This window comes from Actinoplanes campanulatus, assembly GCF_014647795.1.
Taxonomy (GTDB): Bacteria; Actinomycetota; Actinomycetes; order Mycobacteriales; family Micromonosporaceae; genus Actinoplanes; species Actinoplanes campanulatus.
The window spans coordinates 174,549-191,721 of sequence record NZ_BMPW01000002.1 but is presented as its reverse complement, the minus strand read 5'-3'; the positions used below and the strand labels follow the sequence as shown (position 1 = coordinate 191,721).

16 protein-coding genes are annotated in these 17,173 nt (G+C 69.3%); 6 read left to right on the top strand and 10 right to left on the bottom strand.

All coding sequences use genetic code 11. From position 1 onward, the window contains the following. Nucleotides 1–78 precede the first annotated feature (78 nt). Nucleotides 79–681 carry a ClpP family protease gene (locus IEZ13_RS05710; protein WP_183217547.1) on the top strand — a complete coding sequence of 201 codons (603 nt, stop codon included), beginning with the start codon at nt 79–81 and terminating at the stop codon, nt 679–681. A 30-nt stretch (nt 682–711) separates the two neighbouring features. Here IEZ13_RS05710 and IEZ13_RS05705 read toward each other — a convergent pair whose 3' ends face one another. Both IEZ13_RS05705 and IEZ13_RS05700 read right to left on the bottom strand, forming a co-directional pair. Further along, nucleotides 712–1,137: an uL11 family ribosomal protein gene (locus IEZ13_RS05705; RefSeq protein WP_183217545.1), complete on the bottom strand. Its 426-nt coding sequence runs from the start codon at nt 1,135–1,137 to the stop codon at nt 712–714. A gap of 154 nt (nt 1,138–1,291) precedes the next feature. Next, nucleotides 1,292–2,089: a lytic transglycosylase domain-containing protein gene (locus IEZ13_RS05700; protein ID WP_183217543.1), complete on the bottom strand. Its 798-nt coding sequence runs from the start codon at nt 2,087–2,089 to the stop codon at nt 1,292–1,294. A 150-nt stretch (nt 2,090–2,239) separates the two neighbouring features. Here IEZ13_RS05700 and typA point away from each other — a divergent pair, with 150 nt between their 5' ends. Continuing rightward, nucleotides 2,240–4,102, top strand: a complete 1,863-nt coding sequence (gene typA, locus IEZ13_RS05695) for a translational GTPase TypA (protein WP_183217541.1) — start codon at nt 2,240–2,242, stop codon at nt 4,100–4,102. Between the two features lie 109 nt (nt 4,103–4,211). Here the strand turns inward: typA and IEZ13_RS05690 are convergent, their stop codons facing one another. Then, entirely contained in the window at nt 4,212–5,213 is a 1,002-nt protein-coding gene (locus IEZ13_RS05690) for a TerC family protein (RefSeq protein ID WP_183217539.1), read from the bottom strand. Between the two features lie 482 nt (nt 5,214–5,695). On the opposite strand from IEZ13_RS05690, the gene IEZ13_RS47435 reads away from it, so the two are divergent. Next, entirely contained in the window at nt 5,696–5,818 is a 123-nt protein-coding gene (locus IEZ13_RS47435; RefSeq protein WP_260178780.1) for a hypothetical protein, read from the top strand. Nucleotides 5,819–6,014: 196 nt separating this feature from the next. On the opposite strand, the gene IEZ13_RS47430 is transcribed toward IEZ13_RS47435, so the two are convergent. From IEZ13_RS47430 to rpsA, 5 genes are all read right to left on the bottom strand, one after another. Continuing rightward, entirely contained in the window at nt 6,015–6,278 is a 264-nt protein-coding gene (locus IEZ13_RS47430) for a GNAT family N-acetyltransferase (RefSeq protein ID WP_239171090.1), read from the bottom strand. Beyond that, entirely contained in the window at nt 6,275–6,637 is a 363-nt protein-coding gene (locus IEZ13_RS47425; RefSeq protein ID WP_239171091.1) for a GNAT family N-acetyltransferase, read from the bottom strand. The genes IEZ13_RS47430 and IEZ13_RS47425 overlap by 4 nt, the downstream gene beginning before the upstream one ends. A gap of 84 nt (nt 6,638–6,721) precedes the next feature. After that, nucleotides 6,722–8,839, bottom strand: coding sequence for an excinuclease ABC subunit UvrB (gene uvrB, locus IEZ13_RS05680; protein WP_183217537.1), 2,118 nt, complete (start codon nt 8,837–8,839; stop codon nt 6,722–6,724). 291 nt (nt 8,840–9,130) lie between these two features. Continuing rightward, on the bottom strand, nt 9,131–10,288 hold the full coding sequence (coaE, locus tag IEZ13_RS05675) for a dephospho-CoA kinase (protein ID WP_183217535.1): 1,158 nt from the start codon (nt 10,286–10,288) through the stop codon (nt 9,131–9,133). A gap of 130 nt (nt 10,289–10,418) precedes the next feature. Continuing rightward, complete coding sequence (rpsA, locus tag IEZ13_RS05670) at nt 10,419–11,918, bottom strand: 30S ribosomal protein S1 (RefSeq protein ID WP_183217533.1); 1,500 nt, start codon at nt 11,916–11,918, stop codon at nt 10,419–10,421. A 324-nt stretch (nt 11,919–12,242) separates the two neighbouring features. Between rpsA and IEZ13_RS05665 the strand changes: the two genes are divergently transcribed. The 3 genes from IEZ13_RS05665 to IEZ13_RS05655 all read left to right on the top strand — a co-directional run bounded on the left by IEZ13_RS05665 (nt 12,243) and on the right by IEZ13_RS05655 (nt 13,663). Then, nucleotides 12,243–13,043: a class I SAM-dependent methyltransferase gene (locus IEZ13_RS05665; protein ID WP_183217531.1), complete on the top strand. Its 801-nt coding sequence runs from the start codon at nt 12,243–12,245 to the stop codon at nt 13,041–13,043. A gap of 79 nt (nt 13,044–13,122) precedes the next feature. Further along, the gene (locus IEZ13_RS05660; protein ID WP_183217529.1) at nt 13,123–13,341 is read left to right on the top strand and encodes a hypervirulence associated TUDOR domain-containing protein; all 219 of its coding nucleotides are present in this window, start codon (nt 13,123–13,125) and stop codon (nt 13,339–13,341) included. Further along, the gene (locus IEZ13_RS05655; protein WP_183217527.1) at nt 13,334–13,663 is read left to right on the top strand and encodes a DUF3140 domain-containing protein; all 330 of its coding nucleotides are present in this window, start codon (nt 13,334–13,336) and stop codon (nt 13,661–13,663) included. The genes IEZ13_RS05660 and IEZ13_RS05655 overlap by 8 nt, the downstream gene beginning before the upstream one ends. Nucleotides 13,664–13,825: 162 nt before the next feature. Here the strand turns inward: IEZ13_RS05655 and IEZ13_RS05650 are convergent, their stop codons facing one another. Then, nucleotides 13,826–14,212, bottom strand: a complete 387-nt coding sequence (locus tag IEZ13_RS05650) for an ArsR/SmtB family transcription factor (RefSeq protein WP_183217525.1) — start codon at nt 14,210–14,212, stop codon at nt 13,826–13,828. Nucleotides 14,213–14,389: 177 nt separating this feature from the next. After that, nucleotides 14,390–17,083 (bottom strand): DNA polymerase I, encoded by a 2,694-nt coding sequence (gene polA, locus IEZ13_RS05645; RefSeq protein WP_183217523.1) that lies wholly within the window; start codon nt 17,081–17,083, stop codon nt 14,390–14,392. Between the last annotated feature and the right edge of the window lie 90 nt (nt 17,084–17,173).

Here is a 17,173-nt window from a genome sequence, read left to right as displayed (position 1 = left end):
CATCGGTGGTGGCTCTTCCCCGAAGAACCACGGCTCCCTGGATACGCTGGGCCTACCCCGCGACGACCGGAGGTGCCGATGCCCCTGTTCCCGCAGCCGAATCAGCCACCCGAGTGGCCGCCGCAGCAGCCCGGCTTCCCCGGCTGGCTCGAGGAGCGGCTGTTCGAACGGCGGATCGTGATGCTTCGCGGGCAGCTCACCGGCGAGACGGCGACCGGGATCGCGGCCGCCCTGCTGACCCTCGACTCGGCCGCGCCGGAGGCGATCCAACTGCACGTGGCCGCCCCGGGTGGGGAGCTGAGCGCGGCACTCGCGGTGATCGACGTGATCGACTCACTGTCCGCTCCGGTGCACGCCCTGGTCACCTCGGAGGCGGGCGGGGCGGTGCTGGCGATCCTTGCGGCGGCGGATCAGCGGGCGGCGTACCGGCACGCCCGGTTCAAACTCGCCGAGCCGCGGGCCGCCGGGGTCACCGGCACGGCCGACGAGGTGGCCGCCGCGGCCGGGCAGCACCTGCGTGAGCTGGAGGAGGTGGTGGTCCGGCTGGCCGGGATCACCGGGAAGCCGCGCAGCCGGATCGAGGACGACCTGGCCGCCGGCCGGAGCCTGAGCGCCGCCGAGGCCCTCGAGTACGGCCTGATCGACGAGGTGATCGCGCCCAAGAAGAACAGGCCCCGGTGATCACACCGGGGCCCGTTCTCAACAGCTACTTCAGGAAGCGACCTTCACACCCATGGAACGGGCGGTGCCGGACACGATCTTGATCGCGGCGTCGAGGTCGTTCGCGTTGAGGTCGACCAGCTTGCGCTCGGCGATCTCCTTGACCTGCTGGGCACTGAGCGTGCCGACGGTCGTGGTGAGCGGGTTGGCGGCGCCGGACTGAATGCCCAGGGTCTTCCGGATGAGGAAGCTGGTCGGCGGCGTCTTGTAGGCCAGCGTGTGGCTGCGGTCCTCGTAGACCGACACGATGACCGGGATGATCTCGCCCCGGTTCTTCGCGGTGGCCTCGTCGTACTCGACCTTGACGGCACGCATGTTGGCGCCGGTCGGGCCGAGCATCTTACCGAGGTCGACCATCGCGGCGTTACCCGCCTCAAGCGCGAGGGTTACCTCATGAGTCTTCTTCTTGGGCGGCATTGAGTAGGGCTCCTTTGGGTGAGCTGCACGGGCCGAAACAAACGCAGCTCGCCAGCATCAACGACACACGACAACCCCGAGACAGTACTTGAACGCCGTGGTTAGCACCAAATTGAGGTCTCGGGGAACGTCCCCCAGTGTATCCCGCCTGGCCTCAGTACTTGCCGCAGGGGCAGTCGGCCATGAGCGAGCGCACCGAGTCGACGTAAGCCGGATTGGGCAGCGTCTTGCTCTTCGCCGCCGCGTCCACCGTGCCGTAACCCGCGTTGTAGCCCGAGACGACCACGTTCAGCAGACACCAGCTGGAGTGGCTCTTGCACTTCGAGGGGCTCAGGTCGTAGCTCTCCTTGAAGTACCTGTCCCCGAAGTACCGGGTCAGCCAGGCCAGGTAGTTCGCCCCGGCGTACGCGTTGTCCTGGTAGTTCCCGGTCGCGTCGTAGTCCAGGCCGAACCGCTGGTTCATGTGGTCCAGAGTGTCCGGCATCACCTGCATGAGACCGAAGCCACCGTCACAGTTCCTGATCGCGCTCTGCCAGCCGCTCTCCTGCCAGGACACCGCCTTGACCAGGGTGAAGTTGAGCTTCAGCTGGGGCGCCTCGGTACGCCAGTAGATCCGCCCCGACGCCTTCTTCAGAGCCGCCTTGGCCTTGGTCTTGGAGATGTTCTTGCCCTCGTAGTCGAAGCAGGGCGGAACCTGACTCCAGTCCTGCTCGACCGGGCTCGCACTGGCGGTCGGCGACTTGGTGACCTTCTTCGTCGGCTTCGGCTTCGTCGTGGTCTCCACCGGGGCGGCCGTCGTCTCCTCGATCACCGGCTCGGTGGTGACGGGCGCCACCGACACCGGTGGGGCGCCCACCGAATCTTTCTCGTTCTCGCTGGCACCGGCCAGTCCGCAGCCCGCCGTCACGATCAGTGCCGTGACCGCGGCTACCAGGTTGATGCGCTTCTTCATCGATGCCGACCTTCCCCCGTGATACATCGATGAAGGACGTTAACAGTGATCAGATGATCTCGGGAGGCTGAAAAACGGACAGAAGACCACAAGATTCGGGTCTTGACCCCGTGTCACTATCGGCAACCTGAGCCGGGAACAATGGACCCCATGCAGACCCGCACCGACCTACGCAACGTCGCCATCATCGCCCACGTCGACCATGGCAAAACCACCCTGGTCGACGCCATGCTGCGCCAGGGCAGCCAGTCCCACGCGCGTGGCGAGATGGCCGACCGCGTCATGGACTCCATGGACCTGGAGCGGGAAAAGGGCATCACCATTCTCGCCAAGAACACGGCGATCAGCTACCAGCCCGCCGAGGGCGAAGCCGTCACCATCAACATCATCGACACCCCCGGCCACGCCGACTTCGGCGGTGAGGTCGAGCGCGGCCTGACCATGGTCGACGGCGTCGCCCTGCTGGTGGACGCCTCCGAGGGCCCGCTGCCGCAGACCCGCTTCGTGCTGCGCAAGGCCCTGGCCGCCAAGCTGCCGATCATCCTGATCATCAACAAGGTGGACCGGCCGGACGCGCGGATCAAGGAGGTCGTCGACGAGACGTACGAGCTGTTCCTCGACCTCGACGCCGACGAGCACCAGATCGAGTTCCCGATCGTCTACGCGTGCGCCCGCGACGGCATCGCCTCGCTGACCCAACCCAAGGACGGCACCGTCCCCGAGGACAGCGACTCCCTCGACGTGCTGTTCAGCACCATCCTCGACACCATCCCGGCGCCGAAGTTCCACGAGGACGCCCCGCTGCAGGCGCACGTCGTCAACCTCGACGCCTCGCCGTTCCTCGGCCGTCTCGCGCTCTGCCGCGTCCACGAGGGCACCATCCGCAAGGGCCAGACCGTCGCCTGGTGCAAGACCGACGGCACCATCAGCAACGTGCGCATCTCCGAGCTGCTCGTCACCGAGGGCCTGGAGCGCAAGCCCGCCGAGAGCGCCGGCCCCGGCGACATCATCGCCCTCGCCGGCATCCCCGAGATCATGATCGGTGAGACCCTCGCCGACGCGGAGAACCCGGTCCCGCTCCCCCTGATCACCGTCGACGAGCCGGCCATCTCGATGGTCATCGGCACCAACACGTCTCCGATGGTCGGCAAGGTCAAGGGCGCCAAGGTCACCGCCCGCATGGTCAAGGACCGCCTCGACAAGGAGCTCATCGGCAACGTGTCGCTGCGCGTCCTGCCGACCGACCGCCCCGACGCGTGGGAGGTCCAGGGCCGTGGCGAGCTGGCCCTCGCCATCCTGGTCGAGCAGATGCGCCGGGAGAACTACGAGCTCACCGTGGGCAAGCCGCAGGTCGTCACCAAGACCATCAACGGCAAGGTCCACGAGCCGGTCGAGCGCCTCACCATCGACGCCCCCGACGAGTACATGGGCGCCATCACCCAACTGCTCTCCACCCGCAAGGGCCGCATGGAGGAGCTGATCAACCACGGCACCGGCTGGCTCCGCATGGAGTGGCTCGTCCCGGCCCGTGGCCTGATCGGCTTCCGGACCGAGTTCCTCACCGAGACCCGCGGCACCGGCATCATGCACCACCTGTTCGAGGCCTACGAGCCGTGGTTCGGCGAGCTGCGCACCCGCCAGAACGGGTCGCTCGTCGCCGACCGGGCCGGCGCCGTCACCGCCTTCGCGATGATCAACATCCAGGAGCGCGGGCAGCTCTTCGTCGAGCCCGCCACCGAGGTGTACGAAGGCATGATCGTCGGCGAGAACTCCCGTGACGACGACATGGACGTCAACATCACCAAGGAGAAGAAGCTCACCAACATGCGTGCGGCCAGCGCGGACAACACCGAGAAGGTGATCCCGCCGCGCAAGCTGTCCCTGGAGCAGTCCCTGGAGTTCTGCCGCGAGGACGAGTGCGTCGAGGTCACCCCGGCCGCGATCCGCATCCGCAAGGTCGTCCTCGACCAGACGGCCCGCGGTCGCGCCGCGGCCCGCCGCAAGCACCAGTAGTAACCCGCTTCACCGAAGCCGCCCTCCTTCGAAGGAGGGCGGCTTCTCCGTTCCCCGGACAACGCGAAAACGCGGGGTCCTCGATCGAGGACCCCGCGTTTTCGATGGATCAGCGTTCGGCGGCGATCAGATCCCTTTTCCGGTCGCGGGAGGATTTGATCAGGCTGGCGACCGTGGCGATGGCCAGGGTGCCGAGGATGACCAGCAGGGAGAGCCAGATCGGGATCTCCGGAGCCCAGTGGAAGGGCTGGCCGCCGTGCAGGAACGGCAGGTTGTTCGTGTGCAGGGCCTCGAGGACCAGCTTCACGCCGATGAAGGCGAGCACCACGGCGAGACCGATGTTGAGGTAGACGAGGCGCTCGAGCAGACCGCCGAGCAGGAAGAACAGCTGGCGCAGGCCCATCAGCGCGAACACGTTCGCGGTGAAGACGAGGTACGGCTCCTTCGTGATGCCGAAGATCGCCGGGATCGAGTCGAGCGCGAAGATCAGGTCGGTGGTGCCGATCGCGATCATCACGATGAGCATCGGGGTGAACAGCCGCTTGCCCGTCTCGGTGACGATGCTGAACCGGCCGTCGCCGAAGGACGAGGAGAGCGGCAGCGCCCGCTTCGCCCAGCGGATCAGGATGTTCTCCTTGAAGTCGTCCTCGTCGTTCTCCCCGCCCTTGACCAGCGTGATCGCGGTGTAGACGAGGAAGGCGCCGAAGATGTAGAAGACCCAGGAGAACTGCGAGATCAGGGCGGCGCCGGCGGCGATGAAGGCGCCACGCATGACGAGCGCCAGCACGATGCCGATCAGCAGCACCTTCTGTTGCAGGTGCCGCGGGACCGCGAAGCGGGCCATGATGATCACGAAGACGAACAGGTTGTCGACGCTCAGCGAATACTCGGTGAGCCAGCCGGTGTAGAACTCACCGGCCGCCTGCCCGCCCGCGGCCAGCCAGACCCCGATGCCGAAGAGCAGGGCGAGGCCCACGTAGAACGCGACCCAGCCCCCCGCTTCCTTCATGCTGGGCTCGTGCGGCCGGCGGCCGATGATGAGCAGATCGACGGCTAGCACCGCGATGAGGGCGACCAGGGTGGCGACCCAAACCCAGGCGGAAACGTTCAACGAGGACCTCCGGCAGACACGGGTCGTCGCTGCGCCCACCCGTGACCCGAGCGAGAACAGCGACGTGCGACTGTCGGAGGTCTCTTCCGCCACGAACCTTTTACGGTCCGTGACCACCGGCCCCGGGTTCGCCCCGAAGAGGCGTTCCGTGTTGACGAGACCGGAGCGGGGGAATACTCCCCTCCCACAGCAGCCATTGTTGCGCATCCGAGGCGCGATCGGCACACCGGGAGGACAGGGAGTGGCACAGCTCGCGGCCAAACCACTCATCCAGGCTGTTCTGGCGTCCGGGGACCCCGTCGCTGACCGCTCCCTCAGACTACGCCCTGACCTGCGGAAATCCTCGCGGTCCACCGGCTACGGCAGCCAAGCAATCCAGCGATCCGGTGCGCATGGGGGCTTGCCGGACCTGGTTCTCAAAGTCACGCTGATCGACGTTCTTCGCGGTCGCCACTGATCGCCGGCACGCCCGGTGCCGTTCGGTGCTCCGGCAGCATGGCACCGAGTCCCCGGCACGCTTCCTGCCGCTGGTGGAGCGGGACAGCCTCAAGGCCCCGGAGACCGGCTTCCGCCGCAGTGACCGGTTCGCCCAGTGGCGCGCCTGATCGCCGGCACGCTGGCCCAGCCGCCGCTGGCCGAGTAATTCACCGACATCGCCTCCGGCGCCCGCCGCGACCCGGATCACGACTCTCCACCGGCTGACGCGACCACGACCGCCGGTCACTCTGCGTGCCGCGCCACGACTTCCCCTCAAAATCAAACCCATCCCCGGGTACGCCGGAAGCACTCCCGTGGCTCCGCTCAGTCGAGCCCCGGGCCGCCGCGGGCGACGCGGTGGATGCCACCCGCCGGCCGGTATCGGGCCCGGCGCCCGTGCTGCTGGAACCCGAGCCGGCGGTAGAGCCCGGCGGCCGGGTTGTCCACGTTGACGCAGAGCCACGCCTCGCCCGCCCCCGCGCCGGCCATCCGCCGCACCGACTCCTGGACCAGGGCGCCGCCGAGGCCCGCGCCCCGGGCCGCCGGCAGGACGCCGACCTGCACGATCCAGCCGTCCGCCGCCGTCACGAAGCCGCCCGCGCCGCGGCCAGGGCGGTGTCCAGCAGGTGGCCGCCGTTGCCGCGACCGCGGAACGCCGGGTCCACGAGCCCGGTGATCACCGGGCCGTCCGTGGCGGGCCGGACCGCGGCCGCCCCGATCAGAGCGCCGCCGTCCGCCCGGACGGCGAACCGCACCGTCCCCGGAGCGAACCAGCGCCCACGCAGGAACCACGGCTCCACCACCAGGGGCAGCCCGCCGTCGGCCGCCCAGCAGCGCTCGACGAGCCCGGCGATCTCGGCCTCCGGCGTCTCGCCCTCCGCCAGCGCCCGGAATCGCCCGGCCTGAGCGGGCAGCGTCACACCGGGCACTTCGGGAACAGCCGTCATGGACAGCAGCCTAGGCCGCTCCGGTGGATCACGCTGCCTCGCTTCGGGCGGGTCCACCAGCCGGAGGGACCACCTGAATCAGGGCTATTTCACCCCCGCCGCGTCCATACCGCGCAGTTCCTTCTTCAGGTCGTGGATCTCGTCGCGGATCCGGGCGGCCAGCTCGAACTGCAACTCCCGGGCCGCCCCCAGCATCTGCTCGTTGAGGTCCTGGATGAGCTGGGCCAGCTCGGCCCGGGCCATGCCGGCTCGCGTCGGAACGGCCGCCGTCCTGCCCTTCGACCGGGTCTCCGGGACGGGCGCCTTGCCCCGGGACATCTGCCGGCCCGCGCCGCCGACCATCGGCCCGCCGACCGCCTCGTCGGTGTCCTCGGCCTCGCGATAGATGTCGTCCAGGATGTCGTGGATCTTCTTCCGCAGCGCCTGCGGCTTGATCCCGTTGGCCTCGTTGTGGGCGATCTGCTTGGCCCGGCGGCGCTCGGTCTCCTCGATGGCGTTCCGCATCGACGGCGTGATCTTGTCGGCATACATGTGGACCTCGCCGGAGACGTTCCGTGCGGCCCGGCCGATGGTCTGGATCAGGGACCGGCCGCTGCGCAGGAAGCCTTCCTTGTCGGCGTCGAGGATGGCGACCAGCGACACCTCGGGCAGGTCGAGGCCCTCACGGAGCAGGTTGATGCCGACCAGCACGTCGTAGTCACCCTTGCGCAGCTCCTTGAGCAGCTCGACGCGGCGCAGCGTGTCCACCTCGGAGTGCAGGTAGCGGACGCGGATCCCGTTCTCCAGGAGGTAGTCGGTGAGGTCCTCGGCCATCTTCTTGGTGAGGGTGGTGACCAGGACCCGCTCGTCCTTCTCGGTCCGCAGTTTGATCTCGTGCATCAGGTCGTCGATCTGGCCCTTGGTGGGTTTCACCACGACGTGCGGGTCGACCAGGCCGGTGGGGCGGATCACCTGCTCGACGAACTCGCCCTGGGCCTGCTCCATCTCCCAGTTGCCGGGGGTGGCGGAGAGGAACACCATCTGGCCGACGCGCTCGAGGAACTCGTCGAACCGCAGGGGCCGGTTGTCGGCGGCGCTGGGCAGGCGGAAGCCGTGCTCGATGAGGATCCGTTTCCGCGAGGCGTCGCCCTCGTACATCCCGCCGATCTGCGGGATCGTCACGTGTGACTCGTCGATGACGGTGACGAAGTCGTCGGGGAAGTAGTCCAGCAGGGTGTAAGCGGGTTCCCCGAACGTCCGCCCGTCCATGTGCATCGAGTAGTTCTCGATGCCGTTGCAGAACCCGACCTGCCGCATCATCTCGAGGTCGTAGGTGGTCCGCATCCGCAGCCGCTGAGCCTCGAGCAGCTTGCCCTGCCGCTCGAACTCGGCGAGCCGCTCCTCCAACTCGGCCTCGATGTCGCGGGTCGCCCGCTCCATCCGCTCCGGGCCGGCGCCGTAGTGCGTGGCCGGGAAGATGATCAGCTCGTCGACCTCGCGGATCACGTCGCCGGTGAGCGGGTGCAGGTAGTAGAGCTTCTCCACCTCGTCGCCGAACAGCTCGATGCGGACGGCGAGTTCCTCGTAGGCCGGGATGATCTCCAGGGTGTCGCCCCGGACCCGGAACGTGCCACGCTGGAAGGCCATGTCGTTGCGGGTGTACTGAATGTCGACCAGCTTGCGCAGCAGCTTGTCGCGGTCGATCTCCTCACCGACCTTGACCCGGGCGGCCATGTTGACATATTCCTGCGGGGTGCCGAGGCCGTAGATGGCGCTGACCGTCGCGACCACGATCGTGTCGCGCCGGGTCAGCAGCGACCGGGTGGCGGAGTGGCGCAGCCGCTCCACCTCCTCGTTGATCGAGGAGTCCTTCTCGATGTAGGTGTCGGTCTGGGCGATGTACGCCTCGGGCTGGTAGTAGTCGTAGTAGCTGACGAAATACTCCACCGCGTTGTTCGGCAGCAGCTCGCGGAACTCCTTGGCGAGCTGGGCGCAGAGCGTCTTGTTGGGCGCCAGCACCAGGGCCGGTCGCTGGAGCCGCTCGATGAGCCAGGCCGTGGTCGCGCTCTTACCGGTGCCGGTGGCGCCGAGCAGGACGGTGTGCCGGTCGCCGCGCCGGACCCGCCGCTCCAGGTCGTCGATCGCGGCCGGCTGATCACCGGCGGGCTGGTAGTCGCTGACGACCTCGAACCGGCCGTCGAGTCGTGGGATGTCTAGCGCCATGCCCATCACCGTACGTCGGGGGTATGACAAGTTCTCGAAGCGGCGTGCTGAGGGTGCACATTCGGCCCCACCGCGCGGCATTGTCCGGATTTCCGCCGCTGCCTACGCTGGGCCGGTAGGCCGCTCGCGGCGGCCGCCGGCAGCGCGCGGGTCCCCACACGGCCCGCCGCGCCGCACCGTGGTCGATGCGCCCCGGACGCCCTGGCGCGCGCACCCGCGGTGGGTCGTTCACCGCACGACCCGGCCGCCGCGAGGGCCCCTTCGTGTCGAGGGTCTCAGTCGGCGCCGGGCTCAGTCGGCGCCGGGCTGCCAGCCGGTCGCCTCGGCCCAGTCGTCGGCCGCCCGGGCCTCCTGCTCGAGCCGGTCCCGGCTCCCCCGCACGTGCGACAGCTTCGCCGCGGCGTAGGCGTCGCGCGCCTCCGGAACGGCCCGCAGATGGTCGCGCGTCAGCAGGGCGAACCGCCAGCCGGGTGACCCGGTGACGCGGACGTGCAGGTCGACCCGGTAGCCCGGGTCGGCACAGCCGTGCATCCGCTTCGGCCAGGTGCGGCCGGGGATGCCGAAGGCGTGGTCGGACCAGTCGCCGGTCCGCTCCGGGAAGCCCAGGTCGGCGAGCGTGCCGGCGAGCGCGTCGGCCTCGTCGAGGGTGCGCACGCCGATCATCAGGTCGATGACGTCCTGGGCGGCCAGCCCGGGCACCGCGGTCGATCCGATGTGGTGGATCCCCACATCGTCACCGAGCCCGTGCCGGAGCCGGGCGACGAGCCGGGCGGCGGCACGCGGCCACTCCGGATCCGACGGCAACACGCGCGGCCCGGGGTGCCTCGGGGCGGAGCGCCGCAGCCGCAGGTTGCGCTCGAACTCGACCAGCCGCTCACGCCACACCAGGTCCACCCGGGCGTGCAGCCGGTCCAGGTCGGTGTCGTTCTCCAGGACCACGTCGGCGACGGCCCGGCGGTGGTCGTCGTCGGTCTGCGCGTCGATGCGGGCGGCGGCTTCCGCCGCGGTCATGCCACGCAGGCCGGTGAGACGCTCGAGACGCACGTCACGGTCCGCGGTGACGACGATCACCAGATGGTACGTGGGAGCCAGCCCCACCTCCGCCAGTAACGGCACGTCGTTGACCACCACGGCGTCGGCTCCGGCCGCACGGGTCATCTCGACGGTCCGCTGCCGCACCCGGGGGTGGATGATCCGCTCCAGCCGGCGGCGGGCCTCCTCGTCACCGAACACCTCGGCGCCCAGGGCCGGGCGGTCCAGCTCGCCGTCGGGGGTGAGCACACCCGGCCCGAACGCGGCGACGATCTCGGCCAGCCCCTCGGTGCCGGGCTGGACCACCTCCCGGGAGAGCAGGTCGGCGTCGATGATCACCGCACCCCGCTCGGCGAGCCGGCGGGCGACCGCGCTCTTGCCGGCACCGATACCACCCGTGAGCCCGACTCTCAGCATGGGATCAAGTATCGACGATGGGCCCAGCCGCCGCGCCGGCGAGGCGGACCGCGTTCGCGAACGGCGAAAGGCCGCCCCGACCGGAGTCGGGACGGCCTTTCTGGGTATTACTGGCTGACTCGCGTCAGTTTCAGCTCTTGCCGCCGGCCAGCTTCTCGCGCAGAGCGGCGAGAGCCTCGTCGGTGGCCAGGGTGCCCGCGGGCTCCTCGGCGGAGCGCGCCGGGGCCGACGAGCTCGTCGAGGACGACGACGTGGTCACGCCACCGGCCGGAGCCGGGTTGAGCGCGGCCTCGGCGTCGGCGTCGCGGGACGCCTGCACCTGCTTGGTGTGGGCCTCCCAGCGCTCGCGGGCGTCGGCGTACTGCTTCTCCCACGTCTCGCGCTGCTTGTCGAAGCCCTCGAGCCACTCGCCCGTCTCCGGGTCGAAGCCCTCCGGGTAGATGTAGTTGCCCTCGTTGTCGTACGTGGCAGCCATGCCGTAGAGGGTCGGGTCGAAGTGCTCCTCGCCCTCGACGAAGCCCTCGTTTGCCTGCTTGAGCGACAGCGAGATCCGGCGGCGCTCCAGGTCGATGTCGATGACCTTGACCAGGACGTCCGACCCGACCTGCACGACCTGCTCGGGCAGCTCGACGTGACGCTCGGCCAGCTCGGAGATGTGCACCAGGCCCTCGATGCCGTCGTCCACGCGGACGAAGGCGCCGAACGGAACGAGCTTGGTGACCTTACCCGGGACGATCTGGTTGATCGCGTGGGTGCGGGCGAACTGACGCCACGGGTCCTCCTGGGTCGCCTTCAGCGACAGGGAGACGCGCTCGCGGTCCAGGTCGACGTCGAGAACCTCGACCTCGACCTCCTGGCCGACCTCGACGACCTCGGACGGGTGGTCGATGTGCTTCCAGGAGAGCTCGGAGACGTGCACCAGGCCGTCCACGCCACCCAGGTCCACGAAGGCGCCGAAGTTGACGATGGAGGACACGACGCCCTTGCGGACCTGGCCCTTCTGCAGCTTGTTGAGGAACTCGGTGCGAACCTCGGACTGCGTCTGCTCGAGCCAGGCGCGGCGGGACAGAACCACGTTGTTGCGGTTCTTGTCCAGCTCGATGATCTTCGCCTCGAGCTCACGGCCGACATACGGCTGGAGGTCGCGGACACGGCGCATCTCGACCAGGGAGGCCGGGAGGAAGCCACGGAGGCCGATGTCGAGGATGAGACCACCCTTGACGACCTCGATGACGGAGCCGCGGACGACGCCGTCGTCTTCCTTGATCTTCTCGATGGTGCCCCACGCGCGCTCGTACTGCGCACGCTTCTTCGAGAGGATCAGACGACCCTCCTTGTCCTCCTTGGTGAGGACGAGGGCTTCGATGTGGTCACCAACCGACACCACTTCCGCGGGGTCCACGTCGTGCTTGATCGACAACTCGCGCGAGGGGATGACACCCTCGGTCTTGTAGCCGATGTCGAGCAGGACCTCGTCCCGATCGACCTTGACGACGGTGCCTTCGACAATGTCGCCGTCGTTGAAGTACTTGATGGTCTCGTCGATGGCCGCGAGGAATGCTTCCTCGGATCCGAGATCGTCGACGGTGACCCGGTTGGCGCTCGAGGTGGCCTCGATGCTGCTCGTCATGTGGACAGTTGCTCCGAACGGAATGGATTGGTGGTGTCTCCCGCGCTCCACGGAACTGTCGCCGGAAGCGGCACGAACGAGCGAGACGACCCAACCGTTGAAGCAGTCTGATCACTACAGTCGATCATGCCGAGACCGGCGACCACGGAGCCTGCTCCCTGCCGAGGCACACGATCCGCGAGCGCATCGACTAGCTTACCGTGCGCATTACCACAGGTTGCAAGCCCTCCTGAGGAGCGCGGCACATTGTGGGGCCGGAACCCGTCAGCATGCCCTTTATGGGCCGAATCGGTACGGCAGACACGCCTGCCGTACCGTTGCCGGGTGACGTCGCACCACTCGAACGAGAACCCCATCGAAGCCGAGGCGCGCCGCGGCAACCGGGCCTGGTGGGACCTCGACGCCGATGACTACCAGGAGGAACACGGCGCCTTCCTCGGGGACGTGGACTTCGTCTGGTGCCCCGAGCGGCTGCGCGAGGCCGACGCACGGCTGCTCGGCGACGTACCGGGCAAAATGATCCTGGAACTCGGTGCCGGCGCCGCGGCAGCCAGCCGGTGGCTGCGCCGCGAGGGCGCCCGCCCGGTCGCCATGGATCTCTCCGGGGGCATGCTGCGGCACGCGCGCGAGGCCGCGGACCGCAGCGGGGTGGGCGTGCCGCTCGTCCAGGCCGACGCGATGGCGCTGCCGTTCGCCGCGGACTCGTTCGACATCGTGTGCACGGCGTTCGGGGCGATCCCGTTCGTGGCCGACTCGGGCGCGGCCATGCGCGAGGTGGCGCGGGTGCTGCGGCCGGGCGGCAGCTGGGTGTTCTCGGTCACCCACCCGATGCGATGGATCTTCTGGGACGAGCCCGGCGAGGACGGGCTGGTCGCCCGGAACTCGTATTTCGACCGCTCCCCCTACGTCGAGCGCGACGACGACGGGACGGTCACCTACCTGGAGCAGCACCGCACCCTGGGCGACCGGGTGCGCGAGCTGGTGACGGCCGGGTTCGTGCTGCGCGACCTGATCGAGCCGGAGTGGCCGGCGGGCCACGAGCAGGAGTGGGGCCAGTGGAGCCCGCTGCGCGGCCGGCTGTTCCCGGGAACCGCGATCTTCGTCTGCGACCTGCCGAAACCCTGACCCCGGCCGGCTCGCGAACATCATGATGGGCCGCCGCACGCTCTCGTTTTCGTGGGTGGGCCCGGGGTAACCGGCAGGTATGGGGAAAGCGAAGAAAAGCCTTGAAAAGGGTGAGCCGGTGGTCTGGCGCAGCCATGGGGAGGATGTCCACGGCACCGTTCAGCAGAGGATCACCAAGCGGACCGAGACCGCCGGGCGGACCGTGGCGGCGTCGGCCGAGGAGCCGCAGTACAGGGTGCGCAGCGACAAGACCGGGCGCGAGGCGGTGCACAAGCCGGGGGCGTTGCGCCATGGCTGACACCGACGTGTACGCCGAATTCCGTGACGCGGTGAACATGACCGCCGGCGAGCTGAACAAGTGGCTCGGAACTGAGGAGTCGAAAACGGTCGGCCAGAGGTCGTCACCGGGCACCGAGTCGGTCGGGCACCACTCCGGCCGGAAGATCGTCGGAATCCTCGGCAAGAAGGAGACCGAACTGACCGAGGCCGACGAGCAGCACATGCGCAAGGTCGTCGGCTACGTCCATCGGCACACTGCCCAGCGCCCCGACGGTGACGTGGCCGACAGTCGGTGGCGGCACTCACTGATGAACTGGGGTCACGACCCGCTCAAGAAGTGACCGCCAGCCCGATCCGATGGTCGCGCCGGACCGCGGCGACGCTGTTCGCCCGTCGAAGGCTGACGGTGCCGCGGCGAATGACCGCCCGTCGAAGCCTGACTCGTGGCGCGGACAGATGATCGCCCGTCGAAAGGTGACGGTGGCGCGGGTAGTGACCGCCGGTCAAGGGCAGACTGTCGCGTGGCGGGCATCCAGGACGCCGGCCAGGCGGGTGAGTGCGGCGGGGACGGGCCGGTAGTAGACCCAGGTGCCGCGGCGGGAGCAGTCGACCAGGCCGGCCTCCCGGAGGATCCGCAGATGGTGCGAGATGGTGGGGCCGGTGAGTGGGAACGCGGCGCTGAGGTCACAGACGCAGATCTCCCCGTCCGTAGCCGAGGCGATCATCGACATGAGGCGCAGCCGGACCGGGTCGCCCAGCGCCTTGAACGGCCCGGCGAGGTGCCCGGCCTGATCCTCGTCCAGCGCGCCACCTCCGAGCGCCGGGCCGATCGGTGCGAGGTCAGCGCCGAGGCCGGTGCCGGCCTCCATCGGCATCGATCGGATCGGCATCGGACCAGGGTGCCAGAACGGGGCAAACCAGCGGCCCTGATGCCACCCGGACGGGTACTCCGCTCACCCACCCGGGCCTCACCGCTCACCGGTCCGTGAACGCCGCCCCGCCGGATCCAAGCGGTGCGGCCGGTCTGCGGGAGGCCCGGCCCGGCGGGAGGCCGGGCCGGGAAGGGGTCAGTGGTCGGCGCCGTTCCAGTCGCGGCCCGCGCCGATGGAGACCTCCAGGGGCACGGACAGGGGGTAGGCGGCGCCCATCTCGCGGCGGACCAGTTCCTCGAGGGGTTCGCGTTCGCCGGGGGCGATCTCGAAGACCAGTTCGTCGTGGACCTGCAGGAGCATGCGGGAGGCCAGGCCGCTGTCCTTGAGTGCCTCGTCGACGTGCAGCATCGCGATCTTGATGATGTCGGCGGCGGAGCCCTGGATGGGGGCGTTGAGGGCCATGCGCTCGGCCATCTCGCGGCGCTGGCGGTTGTCGCTGCTCAGGTCGGGCAGGTAGCGCCGGCGGCCGAGGATGGTGGCGGTGTAGCCGTCCTTCCCGGCGCGCTGGACGACGGCCTGCAGGTAGTCGCGGACACCGCCGAACCGTTCGAAGTACTCCGTCATCAGGGTGCGCGCCTCCTCGGTGGAGATGCTCAGCTGATTGGAGAGGCCGAAGGCGCTCAACCCGTACGCCAGGCCGTAGTTCATGGCTTTGATCTTGCGCCGCTGATCGGGGCTGACCTCGTCGAGGCCGACGTGGAAGACCGACGACGCGGTGGCGGCGTGGAAGTCGGCGCCGGAGTTGAACGCGGCGATCAGCGCGTCGTCGCCGGACAGGTGCGCCATGATCCGCATTTCGATCTGGCTGTAGTCGGCCGTCATCAGCTGGTCGAAGCCGGGGCCGACGACGAAGGCGCGGCGGATGCGCCGGCCCTCCTCGGTGCGGATCGGGATGTTCTGCAGGTTGGGGTCGGTCGACGAGAGCCGGCCGGTGGCGGCGACGGTCTGGTTGAAGGTGGTGTGGATGCGGCCGTCGTCGGAGACCGACTTGAGCAGGCCGTCGACGGTCGACTTGAGCTTGGCGACGTCGCGGTGGCGCAGCAGGTGGGCCAGCAGGGGGTCGCCGGTCTGCTCGAACAGGTTCGTGAGCGCGTCGGCGTCGGTCGTGTACCCCGACTTGATCTTCTTGGTCTTCGGCAGGTTGCGCTCGACGAAGAGGATCTCCTGGAGCTGCTTGGGTGAGCCGAGGTTGAACTCGCGCCCGACGACCTCGTGGGCGGCCTGCTGGGCGGCCTTCACCTCGGCGGCGAAGTGCGACTCCAGCTCGGACAGGTAGTCGGTGTCGGCGGCGATGCCGCGCCGCTCCATCTCGGCGAGGACGACCGACAGGGGCTGTTCGACGTCCGCGAGCAGCCGGACCGACTCGCCGCCGTCGCGGGACAGCTCGGCGGTGAGGACCTCGGCCAGGTCGAGGGTGGCCCGCGCGCGCAGCATCACGGCCTGCTCGGCGGTGTGGTCGTCGGTGGTCTCGAAGGAGAGCGCGAGCTGACCGTCCTGTGGCTCCTCGACGCGCAGCTCCCGCTTGAGGTAGCGCAGGGCGAGGTCGTTCAGGTCGTACGCCCGCTGGTCGGGTTTGGCCAGGTAGGCGGCGAGGGCGGTGTCGGTGGTGACGCCGGCGAGCTGCCAGCCGTGGGCGTGGAAGGCGAGCAGCGCCGGTTTCGCGTCGTGGATGACCTTGGGCCGGGACGGCTCGGCCAGCCAGGCGGCGACGGCGCGTTCGTCGTCCTCGTCGAGGGTGGCCGGGTCGAACCAGGCGGCGGGACCACCCGCGGTGGCGACGGCCACGCCGGTGAGCCGGCCGGCGCCGCGGCCGAACGTGCCGGTGACGGCGACGCCGACCGGGGCGGTGCCGGCGTGCTCACGCAGCCACGCGGCGACGCCACCGGAGCGCAGCACGGACGCGTCGAGGTCGAAGCCGGCCTCGGCCTCCGGCTCGACGGCCTCCAGGTACGAATACAGCCGCTCGCGCAGCACCCGGAACTCGAGGGCGTCGAAGACCTGGTGCACCGCCTCGCGGTCCCAGCCCTCCCAGCGCACGTCAGCCGGGGTCAGCGGCAGCTCCAGGTCGCAGACCAGGGCGTTGATCTCGTAGTTGCGCAGCACGTCGGCGAGGTGGGCGCGCAGGCTGTCGCCGACCTTCCCCTTGATCTTGTCGACGTTCGCGACGATGCCGTCGAGCCCGCCGTACTCCTTGATCCACTTGGCGGCGGTCTTGTCGCCGACGCCGGGCACGCCGGGCAGGTTGTCGCTGGCCTCGCCGACCAGGGCGGCCTTGTCGCGGTACCGCGAGGGGGGCACGAAGTACTTCGCCTCGATGGCCTCCGGCGTCATCCGCCACACGTCGGAGACGCCACGAACCGGGTACAGGATGGTGACGTGGTCGCCGGCGAGCTGGAAGGCGTCCCGGTCACCGGTGGAGATGACCACCTCCATGCCGGCGGCGCGGCCCTGGGTGGCCAGGGTGCCGATGACGTCGTCGGCCTCGTAGCCGGGCTTCTCCACGACCGGGATGCGCAGCGCCTCCAGCACCTCCTTGATCAGGCTGACCTGGCCCAGGAACGGCTTCGGCGTCTCGGAGCGGCCGGCCTTGTACTCCGCATACTTCTCGGTGCGGAAGGAGACGCGGGAGACGTCGAAGGCGACCACGATGTGGGTCGGCTTCTCGTCGCGCAGCATGTTGATGAGCATCGACGTGAAGCCGAACACGGCGTTGGTCGGCTGACCGGTGTGGGTGCTGAAATTCTCCACGGGCAGCGCGAAGAAGGCCCGGTAGGCCAGCGAGTGGCCGTCGAGCAGCAGCAGTCGGGGGGTCTGGGCGTCGTCGCTCACGTCCCAGAACTCTAGTCGCCGGGTCTGACAAGTTTCCGGGCGCACCGCGGGGCGGCCACCCGGTGAGGGTGACCGCCCCGCGGCACGGCT

Excerpts from the sequence above, each read along its gene's own strand:
- IEZ13_RS05710 (WP_183217547.1), top strand. The coding sequence starts at position 79 with ATGCCCCTGTTCCCGCAGCCGAATCAGCCACCCGAGTGGCCGCCGCAG.
- IEZ13_RS05705 (WP_183217545.1), bottom strand. The coding sequence starts at position 1,137 with ATGCCGCCCAAGAAGAAGACTCATGAGGTAACCCTCGCGCTTGAGGCG.
- IEZ13_RS05700 (WP_183217543.1), bottom strand. The coding sequence starts at position 2,089 with ATGAAGAAGCGCATCAACCTGGTAGCCGCGGTCACGGCACTGATCGTG.
- typA (WP_183217541.1), top strand. The coding sequence starts at position 2,240 with ATGCAGACCCGCACCGACCTACGCAACGTCGCCATCATCGCCCACGTC.
- IEZ13_RS47425 (WP_239171091.1), bottom strand. The coding sequence starts at position 6,637 with ATGACGGCTGTTCCCGAAGTGCCCGGTGTGACGCTGCCCGCTCAGGCC.
- uvrB (WP_183217537.1), bottom strand. The coding sequence starts at position 8,839 with ATGGCGCTAGACATCCCACGACTCGACGGCCGGTTCGAGGTCGTCAGC.
- coaE (WP_183217535.1), bottom strand. The coding sequence starts at position 10,288 with ATGCTGAGAGTCGGGCTCACGGGTGGTATCGGTGCCGGCAAGAGCGCG.
- rpsA (WP_183217533.1), bottom strand. The coding sequence starts at position 11,918 with ATGACGAGCAGCATCGAGGCCACCTCGAGCGCCAACCGGGTCACCGTC.
- IEZ13_RS05660 (WP_183217529.1), top strand. The coding sequence starts at position 13,123 with ATGGGGAAAGCGAAGAAAAGCCTTGAAAAGGGTGAGCCGGTGGTCTGG.
- IEZ13_RS05655 (WP_183217527.1), top strand. The coding sequence starts at position 13,334 with ATGGCTGACACCGACGTGTACGCCGAATTCCGTGACGCGGTGAACATG.
- IEZ13_RS05650 (WP_183217525.1), bottom strand. The coding sequence starts at position 14,212 with ATGCCGATCCGATCGATGCCGATGGAGGCCGGCACCGGCCTCGGCGCT.